The following is a 19,762-nucleotide window of genomic DNA, read 5'->3' as shown; positions in this document are numbered from 1 at the left end:
TACTTAGCGAAAGAATACAGCCACTTGATTTAGTGTGACTCAATTTTAAAACTTCCTGCTTAGGCGGGAACAGCTTTCTAAATTTCCAAATTTGTCTGGAAACCATAGCATTGTGGCACCACCTGATCCCATCCCGAACTCAGAAGTGAAACGCAATCGCGCCGATGGTAGTGTGGGGTCTCCCCATGTGAGAGTAGGTCATTTCCAGGCGCCTAATTTAGTGAAAAGCCACCTGAATAAGGTGGCTTTTTTGCGTTTAGGGTTTATGAAATTATCGACGCTCTTTCTCGAAACCATCTTGATTAATATCTGGTGGCTTAATCACTTATGTAGGCATGAATGCTTACTCCTGACGTCGTCCCACTGCTGGGCTTGGCCATAAACTGCATCCTGCGTTTATGCCATTCGGCACATCCATGTGCCTTGCCCTCGGCTCGCAGCCATCCATCAAGCTTTGCTTGATAAGCGGATGTCTTAGGTTCCCATGTGAGAACTGATTGATTGCCGAATTTAACTACACCTGCATAAGACTCTCACAGAGAAACCTAGATTTTTGTCTCTTTTATTATTAGATAGGGCTAACCTTTATGAGATCTCAGAATAATGCTGTGATCTTTGTGGGTAACACGCCACGTAAATAGAGTTATAATGCCTTATGAATTGTCGTCTTGGATGCGGTGCATGTTGTGTTGCGCCTTCAATTACTAGCCCTATACCTGGTATGCCGAATGGCAAACCAGCAGGTGTTCGTTGTATTCAATTAGATGATAATAATCTCTGTAAAATTTTTGGTCAGCCCGAGAGGCCTGATTTATGTGATCGCTTTGCAGCTACAGAAGATGTTTGCGGTAGTACCAATGAAGAGGCCCTTTGGCTTATCACTTCGTTAGAAGCAGCTACAATATCTTAGAAGGTAAAATATGCAGTTAACTCGTTATACAGATTTTGGCATTCGTACTTTAATGTATTTGGCCCTATCGCCAGAAAGAGAAACACTGTTTAGAATTGCTGAAATTACAGAGGTGTTTGATCTTTCACCTAATCATGTGTCGAAGATAGTGCATCATTTAGGAAAAGAGGGTTATCTGCAGACAGTTCGTGGCAAGAGCGGTGGTTTTAGATTGGGTAAGCCTGCTGAGCAAATAAATATTGGTCAGCTAGTTAGGATCTTAGAAAACTCCTTAGCCCCTATCGATTGTACTAAGCCCTATTGTCGTTTCACTCCTTCATGTCAATTGAAAGGGATGTTAGCGGAGGCTGTAGATGCCTATCTGGCGGTTTTAGACCGTTATACATTGGCTGATGTCGTTAGTAATCGCGATGAGTTAAAGGCACTTCTGCCTGATCTATCTATTCCTGTTTTAGAAATCTAACGGATCCATTAGATTATCGCACATGCGTTTTGCTGCCAGTGACCTTAGACTCTTTTTGGGCTAGTTGGTATGGCAGCAATTGAGATGTTTTTACTAATGTGAGCCCTTGTTGCTCTAACCTTTTAAGATTACTTTGTAGGAAACGAATAGTTTCTGGGTAGGGATGCGCTATAACTACTACCTGTCCTTCATTATTAGCCAACTTAATGAGTCGTTGAAACTGATACTCTAGTGCCGTTTCACTTACATCATTGTCGAGAAATATTTGCCTTTTAAGTTGCGGGACACCGAGCTTATTCGCCATTTCGCCCGCCTTGGTGTATCGAGTTGTCGCGCTATCGACGAAATAGGTATCTTGTTGCTTAAGACTTTCCATTAACCAGATCATCTGTTCATTCATCTGTGTTAGTAAGCTCCCCATATGATTATTAACGCCTCTTACATTGGGTATGCTTCCTAGGGCTGAGTCGATAGTCTGTTTGAACTCTTGCTCATTCATTTTATTGGTTAATCCGCCGGGCCCTTGTTTTTTCCCGTTTAGCGCTTGCATAGGAAGATGTAGCATGATTTCGTGACCATTATCATTTGCTAAGAGGGCAATTTCTTTACCTAGAGGTGTATGTGGTAATACAGACAGTGTGATTGAACTGGGCAATGACAACACCGCCGTATCGGTTTGACGGTATCCAATGTCATCTATGATGATGGCTACTTGGGCGGCTTTTGTTGGGCTAACAATCAAGATGAATGCTAATAAAAGTAATAAGCGCACTATATTCTTATTGTGATTAAGTATTTGTTTTTATCCATGTAATAGCCGATTTTACGAACTTATCCTTAGCTATTTTTTCATGGGGCGGTAGTTCGTCGATTATAGGCATACTTTGTTTATTGTTAATAGCATCTGTTGTGATATTTATGTCTGGTTCAATTCCTATCGAGTGAATATCTCTTCCTTTTGGGGTGGTGTAATGTGCAATGGTGAGCTTGATTGCATTGCCATCTATCAGCGTTGGAATGATGCTTTGCACAGTGCCCTTTCCAAAGCTCTTTTCGCCAATCAATATGGCGCGTTTATTTTCTTGCAGTGCCGCAGCAAGCACTTCCGATGCAGATGCAGAACCCTTGTTGATTAAGACGATAATAGGTAACTTTGAAAACAGATTCTGTGGTGATGCAAAGTAGTCAGAGTTCGCATCGAAAAAACGGCCGCGAGTGGACACAATACGCCCTTTGGCGAGGAATAGGTCTGCTATTTTTATGGCTTGATCTAACAACCCACCGGGATTATTGCGGAGATCAAGAATAATTCCAGTGAGCGGTTTATTTTGCCATTGGTTGAGTTGCTTGATGAGGTCTTCGGTGGAGTCGTCTTGAAAACTCGATAGTTTTATATAGCCTATGCCGTCGCCTAGTAGCTCTGTCGTCACCGAGTTCACATCGATCATCGTGGGTTTTAGTGTGACATCGAAAACGTCGTCAGAGTTACTTCTACTGAGCGATAAATTGATAGTAAGGTTGTTTTGACTGTGGAATTTAATCTTTTTTAAAACGTTATCTAACTGTTTGGCATTTACGCTTTCATGATTAACTTTAACTATCCTATCGCCAGGTAGTATTCCGGCAATGGCTGCGGGGGAGTGTGGAAATGGACTGATGATGGTGACCTTATCATCGCTTGTCGCTATCTCAATACCAAAGCCAAAGTACTCTCCGCTATTGGCATCTTTAAGATCGGAAAAGGCATCTTTATCGAGGAAATTTGAATAAGGGTCTAGCTTATTAAATATCCCTTCGATAGCGGCTTGGATCAACTCTTGCTCAGGGATTTTATCGACGTAGTAGGTCTCTATCGTGCTGATGATATCGATTAAAAGGGGATAGTTTAGCTTTGACGGTGATGGTTGTACATTTTCTTGCCCTGATAAGGTTATCGATAAACCTAGGCTCACACCAAATGCCACGCAGATGAGATAACGGATGAATTTAGCCATGTGCAACCCCTGTTTAAAGGGGCCGCTTTGGTGTCATCGTCTGCAATATCTTGCAGGATCGACCGCTTGCCCCTTATGCCTTACTTCAAAGTATAGGCCAGGTTCTGTTTGTCCACCCGAGCGTCCGACCAGTGCAACGGTTTCACCTTTGTTAACAGAGTCTCCCGCATTTTTAAGTAAAGTTTGTGCGTGACCATATAGGCTCATGTAGCCCTTACCGTGGTCAACCACCATCACCATACCGAATCCTCTAAGCCAATCGGCATAAATAACCTTACCATCGGCGATTGCATTTACAGACTGTCCTTCTGGCGCGGAGAGGATGACGCCTTTCCATTTTACTTCACCCGAACGCTTGCTGCCAAAGCCCGAGCGGATACGGCCTTTTGTCGGCCAATTTAAATGTTGTTTGCTCGATAACCCGTCCATAGCCGGGTTATCTTTCATTGCGTTAAGGGCTTGCTCGACGACTCGCTTTAAGCTGGCTTCTTCTATTTGCAGCTGTTCAAGTTTGACACCATGTGAGTTCAGTGTTCGCTGTAATTGGGCTAAAGTTTGTTGTCTTTGCGTCTGTTCTTGGGTCAGTGATTTCGCTTGTTGTTCTTGATCTAGTACGAGCTTGTTGAGCCTATTTTTCTGCTCTTTTTGGGCGGTTTCAATGCTATCTAGTTCGGTAATGGTTTGTTGTAGTTCTTTAATGGAGGCCATTCGAGCATCGTTAAGATATTGGTAATAAGCGAGCAAGCGCTCAATGGTTGCAGGACTCTGCTGATTGAGCAACATCTTAGTGTAATCATGGTTACCAGCCAGATAGGCACTTGCTAGTTGATTGGCTAAGGTTTTTTGTTGGTTTTTCTTTAGCTCATCGAGCTTGGTTTTTCGAGAATCAAGCTCGGCTAATTTCTTATCTGTTTGATCAAGTGATGCCTTAGTGTTATTCACTTTCTTCGCTGCGGCGGCAATCGCTTGCTCATCTTTTTTCAGTAACTTGATCAACTTTTCATGTTGCTTATTGGTGTTTTTAAGTGTTGATTGCTGGTTACTGATCTGCTTTTGTATTGCTTCGAGTTCGGATTGGCGCTGCTTCAGATCTGACGCCTGAGCAGTGAGGGAAAGCATGATAAAGCCAGCGAAAATGCTGGCTTTATAACAACCGAATCGTTTAAGCAATGAATCGTTACTCGCTTAGTTTAATGATTGAGCGCCCTGTCATTTCTGCTGGAACGCTTTGTTCCATCAAGGTTAACATGGTTGGCGCCAAATCACTTAATCTTCCTTTGTCGGCGATTTCGCCTTTGCGACCAACATAGATTAGCGGGACTAATTCACTGGTGTGGGCGGTATGAGCCTGACCGGTTTGTTCATCAGTCATCTGCTCGGCGTTACCATGATCTGCGGTGATCAAACATTCACCATCAACCTTAGCAAGCGCCTCCACAACTCGACCGATGCAGGCATCAACGGCTTCACAGGCTTTAACTGCCGCGTCGAAGTTACCTGTATGACCAACCATATCACCGTTAGGATAATTACAGATAATAACGTCATACTTAGTTGATTCAATGGCTTCAACGAGTTTGTCTGTTAATTCTGCGGAGCTCATCTCCGGTTGTAGATCATAAGTGGCCACTTTAGGCGATTGGATCAGAATTCTATCTTCACCTTTAAATGGCTCCTCTTTGCCGCCATTAAAGAAGAAGGTAACGTGTGCGTATTTCTCTGTTTCAGAGATCCGCAGCTGGGTCTTGCCTGCATTTTGCAGCACTTCACCTAAGGTGTTGACCAAATCTACTGATGGATACGCAATACCAGCATTAATGTCACCCGCATATTCAGTTAACATGACAAAGTTAATCTTAGGCATTACCGCACGTTCAAAACCGTCGAAGTCGGCATTGACAAAGCTACGAGTGATTTGACGGGCGCGATCGGCACGGAAATTCATAAAGATCAACGCATCGTCATCATTAAGCTTAGCCACTTGACCCGCCGCGTCAGTGATCGCCGAACTCGCCACGAATTCATCATTTTCGTCACGACCGTAAGCGGCTTCAAGTGCTTCAACTGCATCTGTGTATTGATGTTGTGATTTACCTTCGGTGATCAGTTCATAGGCTTGTGAGACGCGATCCCAGCGGTTATCCCTGTCCATCGCATAATAACGACCAATAAGTGAGGCAACTCGACCCGTGCCTAACTCTTTAAATAGTTCGCTGAAGTGAGCTAAGCTAGATTTTGCGCTGCGTGGTGGCGTATCGCGGCCATCGAGGAAGGCATGGAGGTACACGTTTTTAGCACCGCGCTTTACTGCCATCTTACACATAGCCTCGATGTGATCTTCATGGCTATGTACTCCACCTGGAGAGAGTAGCCCCATGATATGTACTGCGCCATTAACCGCTATCGCTTTATCTACGGCTTCTATTAACGCGGGGTTAGTGTCAAATTCGCCATCATCGATAGCTTTGCCGATGCGAGTCAGCTCTTGATAAACCACACGGCCTGAGCCGATATTGATATGGCCTACTTCTGAATTACCCATTTGCCCATCGGGTAAACCTACATCAAGGCCTGAGCCCGAAATAAGACTGTTTGGATATTCTTGGTTGAGTCGATCGAGTACGGGAGTGTTGGCGTGATATACCGCATTGTTATGGGTATTTTCACGGTAACCCCAGCCATCGAGGATCAGCAGAGCCAAAGGGCGTTTGCGTGTCGTCATGGTGATACCTTTTAAGTTTAAAAGAAAGATTGAATTCTGAAATTGGTTAAATATTACTACGGACCACCTAGATCAAAAAGCGATTTACATAGATAGCGGTCATCGATTCGGTCACACATTGGCATTTAGTGCTAACGATAGACTGCAAGCTTAGCCAACAACTTGCTGCAATATGCCGTGACGATCGGTTATACTCTCTGCCCTGACAGTATCTCAAGCTACAGAAGTAGGCCGTAAATAATGCAAGAATATATCGAATTTTTAAAAGCCAACCCAATGCTTAGCCTTGCTTGGATTGGTTTACTTGTCGCTCTTTTAGTGAGCGTTTTTAAGTCTAGTATCTCTAAAGTCAAAACGGTTGATCATCAACAAGCGACGTTGTTAATTAACAAGCAAGACGCCAAAGTTGTTGATGTTCGTTCAAAAGAAGAGTTCAAGAAAGGTCATATTGTTGACGCGCTTAACATCCCGTTATCTGAAATTAAAAATAATCAGACATCTGCCCTTGAAAACTTTAAAGCGAGTCCCATTATAATGGTATGCAATGCTGGAATGACATCGGCACAGGCAGCTCAGTTGATGGTTAAGGCGGGTTTTGAATCTGTTTACAATCTCAAGGGTGGGATGGGCGAATGGCAGCAGAGTAATTTACCGGTTGCTAAGAATAAGCGATAAACCCCACACAATGTTTGCTTTTAATAAGCAACTTTGATTAGAGTGTCATCTCTTTAAAAAATGACTTAGGGAACTATCAGTTAGTTCTTTAAGAAAAACTAAAACTGGGATGGTGGCTGAGGTCTTGTTTAGGACTCGAGTAACAAAAGCCCTAAAGATTATTCCTCTATTTAGGGGAATCAAACAAAATTGATTAGGTAGGATATTATGGCTGAAGTAGCAAACAACGAACAACAGGGTCCACAGTTCAACATTCAACGTGTTTACACTAAAGATATCTCATTCGAAACACCAAACAGCCCAGCTGTGTTCCAAAAAGAGTGGAATCCAGAAGTTAAACTAGACCTAGATACTCGTAGCGCAAAATTGGCTGACGACGTATTTGAAGTGGTACTTTCTCTTACTGTTACTGCTAAAAACGGTGAAGAAACGGCATTTTTATGTGAAGTTCAGCAAGCTGGTATCTTCGCTATCAGTGGTCTAACAGAGCAACAACTTGCTCACTCTTTAGGTGCATACTGCCCTAACGTACTTTTCCCATATGCTCGTGAAGCCGTTGGTAGCCTTGTTTCTCGTGGTACTTTCCCACAACTAAACCTTGCACCAGTTAACTTTGACGCGCTATTTGCACAATATGTTCAACAGCGTCAAGCTGCTGCTGAAGCAGCACCAGAAACTGCTGAAGAAGCGAACGTTTAATTACGCATGAACAACACTGCCGATATCACGGTACTGGGGGCGGGCTCTTATGGCACCGCCCTTGCTATTTCTTTAGCCAGTAACGGTCATAAAACATTGCTTTGGGGCCACGAGCCTGAACATATCGAAAACCTCAAGCGGGATCGATGTAACCAAGCATTTTTACCCGGTATTGCACTACCCGACTTACTCATTCCTGAAGCTGATTTGGCAACCGCGTTAGCCGCATCTAACAATGTGCTCGTCGTCGTACCGAGTCATGTTTTTGGGCTTGTTCTCAAGCAAGCTAAACCATTGCTACGCAAAGATGCGCGCATTGTTTGGGCTACCAAAGGGTTAGAACCTGAAACCGGGCGTTTACTGCAAGAGGTTGCGCGTGAAGTGTTAGGTGATCAATATCCTCTGGCGGTATTGTCTGGGCCCACGTTTGCTAAAGAACTGGCTGCTGGTATGCCAACGGCTATTTCGGTAGCGGGCACAGATGATACCTTTACTAAGGAATTAGTTGAGTTACTCCACAGTCCAAGTCGTTTACGTGTCTATGCCAATGATGATTTTACTGGCTTACAGCTTGGTGGTGCGGTTAAAAATGTTATCGCTATTAGCGCGGGTATGTCTGATGGTATCGGCTTTGGGGCCAATGCGCGTACCGCATTGATTACTCGTGGACTGGTTGAGTTAACTCGTCTTGGTGAGGCTATCGGAGCACAAGCCTCAACCTTTATGGGGATGGCGGGCCTCGGTGACTTGGTACTGACTTGTACCGATAACCAATCTCGAAACCGTCGCTTCGGATTGGCGTTGGGCCAAGGTAAAGATGTTGATACTGCTCAAGCTGAAATTGGTCAGGTGGTCGAAGGCTACCGAAATACCAAAGAGGTTTATACCTTAGCTAAGCGTTTAGGTGTTGAAATGCCGATTACAGAGCAAGTTTATCGCGTGTTATATCAAGGTGGAACACCCCATGAAGCCGCTAAAGCGCTGTTAGCTCGAGATAAAAAGTCAGAGACTTCCGATAGCGACTCATAGCTTGATTGGTTTATGTGAATAATAAAAAGGGTGCTAAAATAGCGCCCTTTTTATATGTAAGATGAAGGCAATTTCAGTGAAACATCATGACGTGATCATTATCGGAGCCGGGGCTGCGGGACTTATGTGTGCAGCAACCGCAGGATATAGAGGTCGTGATGTATTGGTGTTAGATAACGCTAAACAGGCGGGTCGTAAAATCCTGATCAGCGGTGGTGGGCGGTGTAACTTTACTAATCAAAAAGTTGAGCCCAGTAATTTTATCTGTCGCAATCCTCATTTCGTTAAATCTGCACTCGCGCGTTACCCTTCTCAGGACTTTATCGAACTGGTCGAGCGTCATGGGATTGAATATCATCAGCGTGATCACGGCCAGTTGTTTTGTAATGACTCAGCTAAAGAGATAGTCACCATGTTGCTCACCGAGTGTGAATGGGCTGGCGCCAAAATTCAGCTTAGAACTGAAATCACCTCTGTCGCTAAGGATGATTCTGGCTTGTTCGTATTGGAAACATCCAAGGGTCAATACAGTTGCCAATCTTTGGTTGTGGCTACTGGTGGCTTATCTATGCCCAAACTGGGTGCAACGCCGTTTGGCTATCAACTTGCCGAGCAATTTGGCCTTGAGCTATTACCTACCCATGCAGGCTTGGTTCCTTTTACTTGGCATAGTGAACAAAAACAAAAGTTTGAGCCGTTATCTGGTATTGCCGTCCCCAGCACTATTACAGCCAAAGATGGCACCCAGTTTAGTGAAGCCTTGTTATTCACTCACAGAGGCCTCTCTGGCCCCGCTGTTCTGCAAATTTCTAATTATTGGAAAGCGGGTGAGACTATCTCGATAAACCTATTACCCCATATGGATGCAGAGCAAGCATTAGCACAGGCGCTCGAACAGCACCCTAAACAAAGTTTACGCAATACCCTGAGTCAGTGGTTGCCAAAGCGTCTGATCGAAGTGTTATTCGAGGAGTCTTTGCTTAACATGGCGCTGAACCAATTGGTGCACGCTCAGCGAGATCAAATTGTTATCGATTTGCATCAATGGCAGTTATTGATGAATGGCACAGAAGGTTATCGCACCGCTGAAGTGACGCTAGGTGGCGTCGACACCGATGAGCTTTCCTCAAAAGATATGCAGAGTAAGAAGGTGCCGGGATTATTTTTTGCGGGTGAAGTGATGGATGTTAGCGGCTGGCTCGGCGGATTCAATTTCCAGTGGGCATGGGCATCCGGTGTCGCGGCAGGGCAAGCAGTTTAGATGATTTAATAAAATTAAAACGAAGACAATTAAAATTACACTGACGACAATCTTTCTTCGATTTCATAACTTGAAAGGCTTAACCAATTGATAGCTAAGCCTTAAAGATAGTCTTCGTTTTTATGTGTCCTGTTTGATTAAAGCAGATAAGAACCAGTGGTATGCTAAAACATTACACATTTTCAAATAAAAGATGAGATGGCTGACGAACCGAAATTGGGGCGTCAGTATGGGGTATCAATTGTTTAAAGTGCGCCAATATATGCAAGGCTGGATTAACTACTTTGGCATAGCGAATGCCTACCAAGGATGTGTCGATTTAGACCATTGGATCCGTCGTCGCTTGTGGTATCACAAGCAACGGCCCATGGCGAAGCTCGAAAACACCAGGAATACAGCAAGCGCTGAGTGATGACAATCTTAAGAAAGCGGGTTTATATTCACTAAGAGGCGTTTATTATCCCGAGTTCAGGTTAATTAGCACTAATTAAGCTGAGATAGACCTTATCTGTTGAGGGGTCTCTGCTGCAGGCTTGTTTGGGGTAAATATCAAACCATGTTTTTGTACATGATTTGAAAGCTGGTTTACGGTTAGTGGTTTTGAAAAATAAAAGCCTTGGAATTCCTTGCAGCCCATTCGTGTCATAATTTGTACTTGTTGTTCGGTTTCAACCCCTTCGGAAACACACTTAATCTCTAACTCTTCACACATATTATGAATTGTCTTAACGATGCATCGTTGACGCTTTGATGTTGTGACTTGATTTATAAGTGAACGATCTAGTTTGAGTTTATCGATAGGATAATCGGCCAACCTAGCAATATTAGAATAGCCCACGCCAAAGTCATCGACAGAGATAGTAAAACCCCAAGATTGGAGAGTTTTAAGTAGGTTGAGCGAGAGCCCTTTATTCGCTTCAAGTGCTGTTTCTGTCAGCTCTAGTTCAATTTGATTGGGTCTAACGTTGAAGTCTGCTAAGTGCTTAACCAATTTAGCTAAAAAATCAGATTGGCTAAAGTCTAATAAAGAGATGTTTATTGCAATGGGAACACATGATATGCCTTTGTTTGTCCATTCTGCTATTTGCGCGCAGACTTTTTGAACAACTAAATCCGTTAAACGGCTAATCATTCGGTATTCTTCAGCGATGGGGATGAACGTAGTTGGAGATACGATACCTAATATTGGACTGTGCCATCGAGCAAGGGCTTCAAAGCCAATACATTGGCCTGCTGCTGTTACTTTGGGTTGGTAATGTATCTCTAATTCTCCTTGTTGTAACGCTTCATCCAGTAGCATGGAGAGTTCATATTTCTCTAGAAAACTCTGAGAGTTTGTTTCGTTGTAGATACTGAAGATATTGTCATTGTTAGCTAGTTTCACGGTTTCCAAAGCATGAGAGATGACTTTACTGCTTGAGTTTCCATGTTCAGGATATTGAGCGACGCCAAAGACAAAGGATTGAGCTGATTTTACTCCCAAAAAACGATAATTTTTATCTAGGATAGCTTTGATTTTGCTTAACGTGTTTTCTAAGCCCTCTTTGTGGTGTGAGCCTAGGATAAAAGCTATTTTTCCTAGACCGATATGAGCACATAGAAGTGGTGCATCAGTTTGACCTTTTAATCGTTTATAGGCCGCAACCGTGATTTTTTGAGAGTTAAGGTTGCCAAACTTTAAGTTTAAATATTCGTTGTTAACATTTTGGGCTACAACAACGTAAAATCGTTTATACCGCTTTGCGATTAATCTATCGCATTGCAATTCAAACCAATCTCTATTGGGTAACAAGGTTTGGCTATCTCGATAGCGTAAACGCTTATTCTCCTGCTCCATAATGGCTAAATTGCTTTTAATGCTCTGCTCTGCGGTGCAATCATAAAAGTCATATACGTTGAAATTGGAGTCAGATACTTTTTGGTTAATTACCCGTAGATAAAAATCTTTATATTGCAATATTTGGTCTTTTGGATTGTGTTGTTCTGAATTGAAACTGGGTATTAATGTCGATATTCGCTTTTTGTTATCGTCGCTATTTCTCACTTTTAAACCAAAGAGTTTGGCGGCTTTTCCATTAAAATCACAAATATTACCATGCTTATCAACGATGATTTTTGGCCTGTGGGAATCAATGAAGAATGTTCGGTAAAGTTTGTTTTTGTCTTTCAAGTGGGCATTAGAACATAAGGTTGCATCATTGAGTCGTTTGGCAGCCACTATCGTTCGAGCAACGGCTAAGGGAACACATATATTAAAGAAGAGAAAAATGAGGCCTGTGATATACCAATTTGCATCAGGAAGTTGATGCTGACGCCCTATTAGAATTGATAAATCGATGTCGTGTAAAATTATGTAGAACGGCACAATATTCAATAATGCATAACCTAGTGCCGATTTATAACCGATAAGCATTAGTGCTATAACTGGGCAAACAAACATTAGCATAGAGCCTATTTTGGCCAGTTCTAAGTCATAGAGAAACAAGTTCATTGCAACACTGGCTAAAACAATCGTTATGAGTAAAAGGTGGGAGCAAGTGTAGTAGAAGCGTTTACTTGCTATTAATAGCAAAAACATAGCAGATGAAAAGCAAATTGTTAGTGCGATCATCCAGAGGTAATTGAATTTAATTGCAGAATTAAATATATCAATTGCCGTTGCTACACAGAGTAATAGCCCCGACAACAAGATTATTCTTAGTGCACTTATTTGCCAATTAGGTATGGTTTCATGTGAGTTATTGTCATCGGATAGTAGTAAAAAATGGTTAACAAATGACATGAAAGATGCACATTAAGAGATCATTGAATGATTAAATCGTATTTTATTTTGTTTATCAATTGATTATTTAGATATTCTTTGTAAGAAATAGTTAGATCTCATCTGTGTCACATCTATTAGTAACAGCTGGGAAATATAGACGCATGTTTAGCTGGTTTCTTGTTGAGTAGACGATATAGATTCATATTTATATAAGGTTCTTTATTACAATTTCGAGTGAACTCTTACCTATCTGCTACACTTTTAAAGCAAGCGCTATCCATTTGAATCATCACATCTAAGTTGTTGGTGTTTGCTAGGGGAAAGCATGGAAGAAGCTGCTGTTGTACTGGTTGTTGATGATGTAAAGACGAATGTACTCATCATGCAGCAATGTCTTAAAGATCAATATCAAGTTTGGACTGCTGACAGTGGTGAGTCTTGTCTTTCTGCGGCCAAGCGAAGACCAGATCTGATATTGCTGAATGTCGTTATGCCGAATATGGATGGTTATCAAGTATGTCGTCAACTAAAGGCTGATACAGAAACTGCGGATATACCGGTTATTTTTGTTACAGATAAAGATCTTGGTGATGAGCACAAAGGCTTAGAACTCGGTGCCGTTGATTACATCACAAAACCTCTCCATCCAGCAATTGTTCTGGCTAGGGTGTCGACCCATATTCAGCTCAAACAACACCGCGACAAACTCAAGTTTATGGCGCTGCACGATCAACTCACAGGACTCTACAATCGTCATTTCTTTGCTGAACGCGCCCTGCAGAGCTTATCTAGTATGATGCGTCACCATACCGAACTGTCGATGGTTATGCTCGATCTCGATGGTTTTAAGAAGCTAAATGACTTCAATGGATATCATGTTGGCGATCTCGTTTTACAATCTGTAGCCAAGCTATTGCAGGATAGTTTTCGTAAAGAAGATTTGGTTGCCCGAATGGGCGGCGAAGAGTTTGTGATACTGATGGAGCTTGGATTAGAAGAGGCCTGCGATAAGGTAGAGCTGGTTCGGAGTAAATTGCAGCAGTTAAAACCCATAGGGATCGAGGTAACTGCAAGTTTTGGGTTAGTTGGGGTCAGCGTTGATAGTGCCGATTTTTCTCATCTACTAGCGTTAGCTGATGAGGCCGTTTATAAGGCGAAAGCAGATGGTCGTAATTGCGTTGTCTGCTATCAAGGTGGCTGTTATGTTACGTTAGATAACTCGTGATACAACCAATAGGGAGGTTGCATGCTTAGGGCGTTTTTAGGGATAACAATAGCTTTTTTTCTCATTGCCTGCGGTCAGATAAAGACGCTAAACAAGGTATCAATAGCGCTGAACCCTTGGCCTGGTAACGTGTTGTTATACCTTGCTGATAAAAAAGAGTTTTTCTCGCAGGTTGGGATTAACGTTGAAATTATTAGAGTTTCTACATTGGCCGATGCACAGCGCGCATACTTGGCTGGAGAGGTCGATGGTTTTGCTAGTACCTTGGTAGAGGCTGTACAGGTTGGTGTTGTTGGTGGAGAGCCAAGTAAAGCGGTATTGATTACAGATTATTCCAATGGGGGTGATGTCATTATTGGTGGCGCTCAAATCAATAGTATGGCGGACCTCAAAGGAAAAACGGTAGGTTGTGAAGTGAGTTCTCTGGGGACTTATATTTTGGCGAGAGCGCTTGCCGTACATCAAATGACATTAGCAGACGTCAACATTGTTAATATTGAGCAAGAAGCGGTTAGCGAGGCTTTAGATTCACGTAAAATTGTCGCTATGGTGACCTATCCTCCTTATTCGATAGCGCTACAGAATACAGGGTATTATCGGCAACTTTTTACCACCAAAGAGATCCCTGAGGATATTATCGATATTCTATCTATTTCCGAAAAAGTGTTGCAACAACAACCCCTTTTTGTCGATAAGATGAAACAAGCTTGGAGGCTAGCCTTCGATTATTTGCAGCAGCATCCACAAGAGGTGATAGCCATGATGGCAGCTCAGGAAGGGTTAACTGTGGCTGAATACACCCAAGCTTTAGATGGCTTAAATTTGTTGAGCATAGAGCAGCAGCGGCAGCTATTTCAACAACCGCAAAAGCTACAGCAGATGGGTGTAGATGTTTGCCAGTCCTTGGCAAAAATAGGTGCGATAGAATCAAATTGTGAACATGCCGATTCGCTTTTCTATGTTGAGCCCTAACTCATTGCAACTTTTGTCGCTAACTTGAACCTCACCTCTTACTATTTTGCGCCTGATATCTGCAAAATATGCTATTTTAGGCATCAATTTCTCTCAGTTGTTAAAGGAAAAGTGGAATGGCGAAGGCAAAAATAGGCATTGTGACCGTTAGTGATCGTGCTAGTGCGGGTGTATATGAAGATATCTCAGGCAAGGCTATTATTGATGTGCTAAACCAATACCTTACTTCCGAGTGGCAACCTGTGTATGAAGTTATCCCAGATGAACAAGATGTGATAGAGGCGACGCTGATTAAGATGGCTGATGAGCAAGGCTGTTGCTTGATCGTGACCACTGGCGGTACTGGGCCTGCTAAGCGAGATGTTACGCCAGAAGCGACCGAGGCTGTATGCGACCGTATGATGCCAGGCTTTGGTGAGTTGATGCGTGCCGAATCATTAAAGTTTGTCCCTACTGCTATTCTATCTCGTCAAACCGCAGGATTACGCGCAGATAGTTTAATTGTTAATCTGCCTGGTAAGCCTAAGTCGATTAGAGAGTGTCTCGATGCGGTTTTCCCAGCTATCCCATACTGTATCGACTTAATGGAAGGGCCATTCTTAGAGTGCGATGAGTCGGTTATTAAGCCATTTAGACCGAAAGCAAAATAGCTTAAATTTCTGTCACTAATAACCTAGCTATGTGGGTGGCTAGGTTTTTGACTTTAAGTGCTTATCCATTGAGGCTTTCAGTTGTGCCTTATTGTCTCGATCTTGCTTACTTTCATGCTCAGCGATAGCATCTTCTACTTGTCGCTCACAGCGTATTCTTTCTGACTCTTGTTGCAATGGGTCAACAGCCCTGTCGGTTTGTGCGTCGCACAGTGCGCTGGCGCAACCTGATAGCACTGATATGAGTACTGTTAGCCCAAGTGTGAGTTTTATTGTGGAATATAGTCTCATAAAAATGTTCTATTGGTTCTTGATTGTATTGTCAAAGCGTCACTTTACCATGGAATTAACTGAAACTTGTATTGCCTGATGGCATAGCGATTAGTCCGTTGCGCGAGTTTATAGCTAAATATGTAAATAACCTTAACTCGGAGCAATAACCGTATTTCAAACGGTCATCACTCCTTAACCACATAATTTCATTTTTGATTACAGTCCGAAGACGATCTTTTCACTCTTTAGCGAGCGCTCCATACCAAATGCTAGGGCGACAGCAATCGCTAAGGTGCTCGCACTTGAGAGTACCAGTTGCGTTAGTGGTATCTCCTTTCCTTTAATGAATGCGATCAATGCCTGCATCTGGCCTGATACTGGTAACCATTGCAGCGTATCGGGCGCTATGTTGTAGCTTGCCGCCATCGATAGCATCATGGGTACCACTAGCACTATTGTTAGATAGGACTGGGCCTCTTTAAATGATTTCGCCATAAAAGAAACAAACAGCTGTAGCGAAGCGGCCATTAATGATATTGGAAGGCCGATGACCAACATCAATGCGATAAAGTCTGGGGTGATGTTGACGCTAAATCCAAGCTCTTGCCAAGGGACAAAGCCATAGGCGATTTTTGAGATCACTAAGGTCAATATGAGTCCGAGCATGGCAAAGATGGTGACGGCCGCAATCTTGGCGATAACAATGTCTCGAGTCGACACGGGGTGACTTAGCAGGAGCGCGAGAGAATTACGTTCTCGTTCGCCAGCACTGGTATCGATAGCCAGATTCATGCCGGAAATAAATACCGCATAAACCATCATAAAGATAGCCACGCCGAGGATCATCCCACCTTTCGAGTCCGACGTTGCTTGATCTTCAACTTGGACTTTTAAAGGCTGAACCACTTTAGGATCGATACCCCGAGCTATCAGGCGTAGACTCCCCATTTCGACGCTATAGCGTTGGAGACTCTTCTCTAAACGTCGAATCGACGATTGCAGTTTTTCATTCGAATTATCAGCGATTAAGGTTATCTCCGCAGGATGACTGTTAGCCATATTGTCGGCGTAGTCTTGGCTGATGATAAGCTCAATCTCTTTACGTTCGGCTTCATCACCTTGGCTTATCTCATTGCTTGCAAGGTATTTAACCAGATCGGGGGCTCGCTCACCGTGAGTGATGGTAATGTTGAGTGCTTCAGGGCTAGTTATTTGACCTATGAGCAACATAAACATACCGCACATCATTAGCGGTGCGCCGATTGCGTAATAGAGTCCCGCCATTACCGAGCGTTTATCCCGTGCGGCATCGATGAGTTCTTTACGAACCATGGCTATAATGGTGTTTATCATGCTGCAATTCCCTCGTCAGTGCCGATAAGCTCAATAAAGGCATCTTCTAAGGATGCTTTCCCTGTTTGCTGACAAAGTTCATCGGGGCTACCAATGGCGACCACTTTGCCTTCTGCCATCACAATGACGCGATCACATAGTGCTGCCACTTCTTGCATCACGTGGCTAGAGAACAACACACAGTGTCCGGCAGCCTTTAAATCTTTTAATAGCTCGCGCAACACACGAGTACTCATGACATCGAGTCCGCGTGTAGGTTCGTCGAGAATGATATTAGTGGGTTCATGGACTATCGCTTGTGCTAACGCGGTTTTCATTCGTTGTCCCTGAGAGAAGCCTTTGCACTTTCTATCGGCAATATCATCCATATGCAATTTGCCTAATACGCTAGCCGCAGCCGCTTTAGCCTCTTTGCGGTTTAAACCATTTAGCTCGGCAAAGTAGCTGATATATTCTCTTGGCGTGAGTCTTTCATATAGGCCAAAAGGATCGGGGAATAGTCCCAACTGTTGCTTGGCGGCAACAGGATCTTTGGCGACATCGATACCGTCTATTTCGGCAATGCCATTATCGGGTTTGAGTAAACCAAATATGGTACGTAGGCAGGTGGTTTTACCTGCGCCATTGGGGCCCAGTAGACCAGTGATCTGGCTATCTAACGCCTCGAAACTGAGATCGTTGAGCGCTTGTACTTCGCCGATATGTTTTGAAAGATGGGATACTTTAATCATGGCTCGCTCCTTGGGCGTCAGTGTCCTTGATAGCGCTATTATTGTTATCAGTTACGATGAGCTCTACGGTATTGGCATTGAGATAGAAATTACGGCTAACATCTTTGCTAAGACATTCATCGGACAGACTCTCTAGGCTGCCTTTGCTGATAAGTTGGGCCACTAAGTCGTTACCACAAGACTGATAGGCAACACCATGGGTAGCGAACGGGGCGACAAAATGTTTCGCATTGGTGAGCTTTTCCATTGCCATTTCACCCCAACTTGGTGGTGTGGCAGGATCGATCTGACCAGATAAGACGAGTGTCGGAATGTCGCTGTCAATCGGAGCCGAGAAGCTATCAGCTACTGCTGGTATGTTCCAGATAGGGCAGGTCTTATCGAAGCCATCGAGCATCTCTCGGGCAAAGTAACTTTGCTGTGCTCGTTGACGTTCATCCTCACCAAAGCGCTGCCAATCTTCACCACAGACAACCGCAGCATGCATGCCCGCTGCGATGCCTGTGCTATTCACCGTCAGCGCATAGAGACCCATCACCGATTGATAGTTTCCTTGGGCGGCTTGGTGAATCGCGTGAGGGAGAAGTGCTCTTACATTTGCCGAATACAGGGCCATGCGTATGGCCCCCATAAACTTCACCCTAGTCATGGTCAGTTGTGTCGGCTCATTGGTCAGAGGATCACGGGTTTGACTGATAATGGGGCCTTGCTCTAGCAAGGTATTGACTTGGTTGAGCTCTTGTTCGAGGTTGTTAAATTGGTTTTGACATAGCTCATTGCTGCTGCAGTTATCTAGCAGTAAACCTATGGCTCTATCTATCGCATCACCGATATGTAGCACACTCTGTTGCATAGGCACTACACCATCTAAGGTTACCGTGGCTAATGCTTGCGGGTAGTGTCGCATGTACAGCTGCGCCATACGCGTACCGTAAGAAATACCGTAGAGATGGAGTTTGTCGTAACCTAAGTGGGTTCGCACCGCTTCGAAATCTTTCAGCGCGGTTTCACTGCCATATTGGGTCACATCGGCATCTATTGCGTCGAAGCATTTTTGCGTTTCTACGGTGATATCAAGATCGCTTTCATTAAGGGCGAGCGCGCCTTCAAAACCCTCTCCCAAACACTGCAATTGATTTGATTGACCCGTTCCACGTTGATCTACCAGTAAAATATCTCTTTGCTGACGGACCTTAGTAAAAATATGATCAAAACTTGCTGCATTTTCTATGGCCGATTGACCTGGGCCGCCAGCTATTGCCAACAAGGCTTCTTTAGTAAAGCTGGGTTTTATTGCTGGAAGTACCGCGTAATGCACCTGAATTTGCTTGCCGTTTGGCTCGTCATAGTTTTCTGGTACTTTGACAAACCCGCAGCGTAAACGATCCGATAGACCATCTACGTAACAAGAGTCATCGGTTGCGGTATTATCGCTGGCCCAAGTGGGCAGGGCAAAGAGTAACAATGCTGCGACTAGCGGCAACAGGGTATATGTCCCTAGTCTTAATCTGTGATATCGCCCTTGAACGCTGCGAGTTTGGATAACCTTTCCTTGAAGCATGATACCGATTCCTTAGTTGAAATTTACTGTATCTATGTTAATTTAGTACTGTATCGGTGTATCAATGTATTAATACAGTGGCTAAAGGCTAATGCTAGAATTACTTAATGTCAACCCCAGTAGTGGTGATCCAATTTATCGGCAACTGAGTGAGCAAATTGTTCGTTTAATTGTGGGGGGCCAACTACAAGCTCAACAAGTTTTACCTTCGGTAAGGCAGATAGCCGAGCATCTGACTGTTAATCCGATGACCGTGTCGCGAGCGATTCAGCAGCTGGTGGAGCAAGGGTGGCTAGAGCGTCGCCGAGGTCAGGCGACTCGAGTGGCTGAGCGAAGGTCTTCTGAAAATACCTCGAGTGCCGAATTACTCGCCCCAGAGGCTAAAGATCTGATTGCCCAAGCTAAGCAGTTGGGTGTGAGTTTAGATGAACTCCAAGCGGTTATCGCCGCACTTTGGAATCAATAGCAAGATAGGATAGC

At 43.8% G+C, this 19,762-nt stretch carries 19 protein-coding genes, 1 rRNA gene and 1 pseudogene; 12 read left to right on the top strand and 9 right to left on the bottom strand.

Translation table 11 applies throughout. From position 1 onward, the window contains the following. Positions 1-94: 94 nt before the first annotated feature. The 3 genes from rrf (at position 95) to K0I73_RS18825 (ending at position 1,373) form a co-directional block, all read left to right on the top strand. Positions 95-210: ribosomal RNA gene (rrf, locus tag K0I73_RS18835) — 5S ribosomal RNA — on the top strand. Positions 211-655: 445 nt separating this feature from the next. Beyond that, the gene (locus tag K0I73_RS18830; RefSeq protein WP_220062533.1) at positions 656-910 is read left to right on the top strand and encodes a YkgJ family cysteine cluster protein; all 255 of its coding nucleotides are present in this window, start codon (positions 656-658) and stop codon (positions 908-910) included. Between the two features lie 10 nt (positions 911-920). Further along, a complete protein-coding gene (locus tag K0I73_RS18825; RefSeq protein WP_220062532.1) occupies positions 921-1,373 on the top strand; it encodes an Rrf2 family transcriptional regulator in 453 nt (150 codons plus the stop codon). A 13-nt stretch (positions 1,374-1,386) separates the two neighbouring features. Here the strand turns inward: K0I73_RS18825 and K0I73_RS18820 are convergent, their stop codons facing one another. Genes K0I73_RS18820 through gpmM form a run of 4 tightly spaced genes read right to left on the bottom strand, consistent with a single transcriptional unit; the run spans position 1,387 to position 6,089 of the window. After that, positions 1,387-2,145: a divergent polysaccharide deacetylase family protein gene (locus tag K0I73_RS18820; RefSeq protein ID WP_220062531.1), complete on the bottom strand. Its 759-nt coding sequence runs from the start codon at positions 2,143-2,145 to the stop codon at positions 1,387-1,389. Positions 2,146-2,161: 16 nt separating this feature from the next. Continuing rightward, positions 2,162-3,367: a S41 family peptidase gene (locus K0I73_RS18815; protein ID WP_220062530.1), complete on the bottom strand. Its 1,206-nt coding sequence runs from the start codon at positions 3,365-3,367 to the stop codon at positions 2,162-2,164. Between the two features lie 33 nt (positions 3,368-3,400). After that, positions 3,401-4,486 carry a murein hydrolase activator EnvC family protein gene (locus K0I73_RS18810; protein ID WP_220062529.1) on the bottom strand — a complete coding sequence of 362 codons (1,086 nt, stop codon included), beginning with the start codon at positions 4,484-4,486 and terminating at the stop codon, positions 3,401-3,403. Positions 4,487-4,544: 58 nt separating this feature from the next. Next, positions 4,545-6,089 (bottom strand): 2,3-bisphosphoglycerate-independent phosphoglycerate mutase, encoded by a 1,545-nt coding sequence (gpmM, locus tag K0I73_RS18805; protein WP_220062528.1) that lies wholly within the window; start codon positions 6,087-6,089, stop codon positions 4,545-4,547. A 240-nt stretch (positions 6,090-6,329) separates the two neighbouring features. Between gpmM and K0I73_RS18800 the strand changes: the two genes are divergently transcribed. The 5 genes and pseudogenes from K0I73_RS18800 to K0I73_RS18780 form a co-directional block, all read left to right on the top strand. After that, complete coding sequence (locus K0I73_RS18800) at positions 6,330-6,764, top strand: rhodanese-like domain-containing protein (RefSeq protein ID WP_220062527.1); 435 nt, start codon at positions 6,330-6,332, stop codon at positions 6,762-6,764. A 207-nt stretch (positions 6,765-6,971) separates the two neighbouring features. Next, positions 6,972-7,463 carry a protein-export chaperone SecB gene (gene secB / locus K0I73_RS18795; protein WP_220062526.1) on the top strand — a complete coding sequence of 164 codons (492 nt, stop codon included), beginning with the start codon at positions 6,972-6,974 and terminating at the stop codon, positions 7,461-7,463. Between the two features lie 6 nt (positions 7,464-7,469). Then, positions 7,470-8,492 (top strand): NAD(P)H-dependent glycerol-3-phosphate dehydrogenase, encoded by a 1,023-nt coding sequence (gpsA, locus tag K0I73_RS18790; protein ID WP_220062525.1) that lies wholly within the window; start codon positions 7,470-7,472, stop codon positions 8,490-8,492. Between the two features lie 76 nt (positions 8,493-8,568). Next, positions 8,569-9,753, top strand: coding sequence for a BaiN/RdsA family NAD(P)/FAD-dependent oxidoreductase (locus tag K0I73_RS18785; protein WP_220062524.1), 1,185 nt, complete (start codon positions 8,569-8,571; stop codon positions 9,751-9,753). 148 nt (positions 9,754-9,901) lie between these two features. Continuing rightward, positions 9,902-10,244 (top strand): annotated as a pseudogene (locus K0I73_RS18780) (group II intron maturase-specific domain-containing protein); the annotation flags it as partial. Here K0I73_RS18780 and K0I73_RS18775 read toward each other — a convergent pair. After that, the gene (locus tag K0I73_RS18775) at positions 10,241-12,535 is read right to left on the bottom strand and encodes a GGDEF domain-containing phosphodiesterase (protein WP_220062523.1); all 2,295 of its coding nucleotides are present in this window, start codon (positions 12,533-12,535) and stop codon (positions 10,241-10,243) included. The pseudogene K0I73_RS18780 and the gene K0I73_RS18775 sit on opposite strands and share 4 nt — an antisense overlap. A 307-nt stretch (positions 12,536-12,842) precedes the next feature. On the opposite strand from K0I73_RS18775, the gene K0I73_RS18770 reads away from it, so the two are divergent. The 3 genes from K0I73_RS18770 (at position 12,843) to mog (ending at position 15,364) form a co-directional block, all read left to right on the top strand. Continuing rightward, a complete protein-coding gene (locus K0I73_RS18770) occupies positions 12,843-13,742 on the top strand; it encodes a GGDEF domain-containing response regulator (RefSeq protein WP_220062522.1) in 900 nt (299 codons plus the stop codon). Positions 13,743-13,763: 21 nt separating this feature from the next. Continuing rightward, positions 13,764-14,714 carry an ABC transporter substrate-binding protein gene (locus K0I73_RS18765; RefSeq protein ID WP_220062521.1) on the top strand — a complete coding sequence of 317 codons (951 nt, stop codon included), beginning with the start codon at positions 13,764-13,766 and terminating at the stop codon, positions 14,712-14,714. A 116-nt stretch (positions 14,715-14,830) separates the two neighbouring features. After that, positions 14,831-15,364 (top strand): molybdopterin adenylyltransferase, encoded by a 534-nt coding sequence (gene mog, locus K0I73_RS18760; RefSeq protein WP_220062520.1) that lies wholly within the window; start codon positions 14,831-14,833, stop codon positions 15,362-15,364. A 39-nt stretch (positions 15,365-15,403) separates the two neighbouring features. On the opposite strand, the gene K0I73_RS18755 is transcribed toward mog, so the two are convergent. The 4 genes from K0I73_RS18755 to K0I73_RS18740 form a co-directional block, all read right to left on the bottom strand. Beyond that, positions 15,404-15,655 carry a hypothetical protein gene (locus K0I73_RS18755; protein ID WP_220062519.1) on the bottom strand — a complete coding sequence of 84 codons (252 nt, stop codon included), beginning with the start codon at positions 15,653-15,655 and terminating at the stop codon, positions 15,404-15,406. Positions 15,656-15,853: 198 nt separating this feature from the next. Then, positions 15,854-16,987 (bottom strand): ABC transporter permease, encoded by a 1,134-nt coding sequence (locus K0I73_RS18750; protein WP_220064464.1) that lies wholly within the window; start codon positions 16,985-16,987, stop codon positions 15,854-15,856. Next, on the bottom strand, positions 16,987-17,721 hold the full coding sequence (locus K0I73_RS18745) for an ABC transporter ATP-binding protein (protein ID WP_220062518.1): 735 nt from the start codon (positions 17,719-17,721) through the stop codon (positions 16,987-16,989). The genes K0I73_RS18750 and K0I73_RS18745 overlap by 1 nt, the downstream gene beginning before the upstream one ends. Beyond that, positions 17,714-19,282 carry an alpha/beta hydrolase gene (locus K0I73_RS18740; RefSeq protein ID WP_220062517.1) on the bottom strand — a complete coding sequence of 523 codons (1,569 nt, stop codon included), beginning with the start codon at positions 19,280-19,282 and terminating at the stop codon, positions 17,714-17,716. The genes K0I73_RS18745 and K0I73_RS18740 overlap by 8 nt, the downstream gene beginning before the upstream one ends. Before the next feature lie 91 nt (positions 19,283-19,373). Here K0I73_RS18740 and K0I73_RS18735 point away from each other — a divergent pair, with 91 nt between their 5' ends. Then, a complete protein-coding gene (locus K0I73_RS18735) occupies positions 19,374-19,748 on the top strand; it encodes a GntR family transcriptional regulator (protein ID WP_220062516.1) in 375 nt (124 codons plus the stop codon). Positions 19,749-19,762 lie beyond the last annotated feature (14 nt).

The sequence above is a fragment of the Shewanella mesophila genome (assembly GCF_019457515.1).
Classification (GTDB): Bacteria; Pseudomonadota; Gammaproteobacteria; order Enterobacterales; family Shewanellaceae; genus Shewanella; species Shewanella mesophila.
Note: the sequence above shows the minus strand (reverse complement) of the source record. Positions and strands in the feature narration are given on the sequence as shown.

Excerpts from the sequence above, each read along its gene's own strand:
- K0I73_RS18830 (WP_220062533.1), top strand. The coding sequence starts at position 656 with ATGAATTGTCGTCTTGGATGCGGTGCATGTTGTGTTGCGCCTTCAATT.
- K0I73_RS18825 (WP_220062532.1), top strand. The coding sequence starts at position 921 with ATGCAGTTAACTCGTTATACAGATTTTGGCATTCGTACTTTAATGTAT.
- K0I73_RS18815 (WP_220062530.1), bottom strand. The coding sequence starts at position 3,367 with ATGGCTAAATTCATCCGTTATCTCATCTGCGTGGCATTTGGTGTGAGC.
- K0I73_RS18810 (WP_220062529.1), bottom strand. The coding sequence starts at position 4,486 with ATGCTTTCCCTCACTGCTCAGGCGTCAGATCTGAAGCAGCGCCAATCC.
- gpmM (WP_220062528.1), bottom strand. The coding sequence starts at position 6,089 with ATGACGACACGCAAACGCCCTTTGGCTCTGCTGATCCTCGATGGCTGG.
- K0I73_RS18800 (WP_220062527.1), top strand. The coding sequence starts at position 6,330 with ATGCAAGAATATATCGAATTTTTAAAAGCCAACCCAATGCTTAGCCTT.
- secB (WP_220062526.1), top strand. The coding sequence starts at position 6,972 with ATGGCTGAAGTAGCAAACAACGAACAACAGGGTCCACAGTTCAACATT.
- gpsA (WP_220062525.1), top strand. The coding sequence starts at position 7,470 with ATGAACAACACTGCCGATATCACGGTACTGGGGGCGGGCTCTTATGGC.
- K0I73_RS18775 (WP_220062523.1), bottom strand. The coding sequence starts at position 12,535 with ATGTCATTTGTTAACCATTTTTTACTACTATCCGATGACAATAACTCA.
- K0I73_RS18770 (WP_220062522.1), top strand. The coding sequence starts at position 12,843 with ATGGAAGAAGCTGCTGTTGTACTGGTTGTTGATGATGTAAAGACGAAT.
- K0I73_RS18765 (WP_220062521.1), top strand. The coding sequence starts at position 13,764 with ATGCTTAGGGCGTTTTTAGGGATAACAATAGCTTTTTTTCTCATTGCC.
- mog (WP_220062520.1), top strand. The coding sequence starts at position 14,831 with ATGGCGAAGGCAAAAATAGGCATTGTGACCGTTAGTGATCGTGCTAGT.
- K0I73_RS18755 (WP_220062519.1), bottom strand. The coding sequence starts at position 15,655 with ATGAGACTATATTCCACAATAAAACTCACACTTGGGCTAACAGTACTC.
- K0I73_RS18745 (WP_220062518.1), bottom strand. The coding sequence starts at position 17,721 with ATGATTAAAGTATCCCATCTTTCAAAACATATCGGCGAAGTACAAGCG.
- K0I73_RS18740 (WP_220062517.1), bottom strand. The coding sequence starts at position 19,282 with ATGCTTCAAGGAAAGGTTATCCAAACTCGCAGCGTTCAAGGGCGATAT.
- K0I73_RS18735 (WP_220062516.1), top strand. The coding sequence starts at position 19,374 with ATGCTAGAATTACTTAATGTCAACCCCAGTAGTGGTGATCCAATTTAT.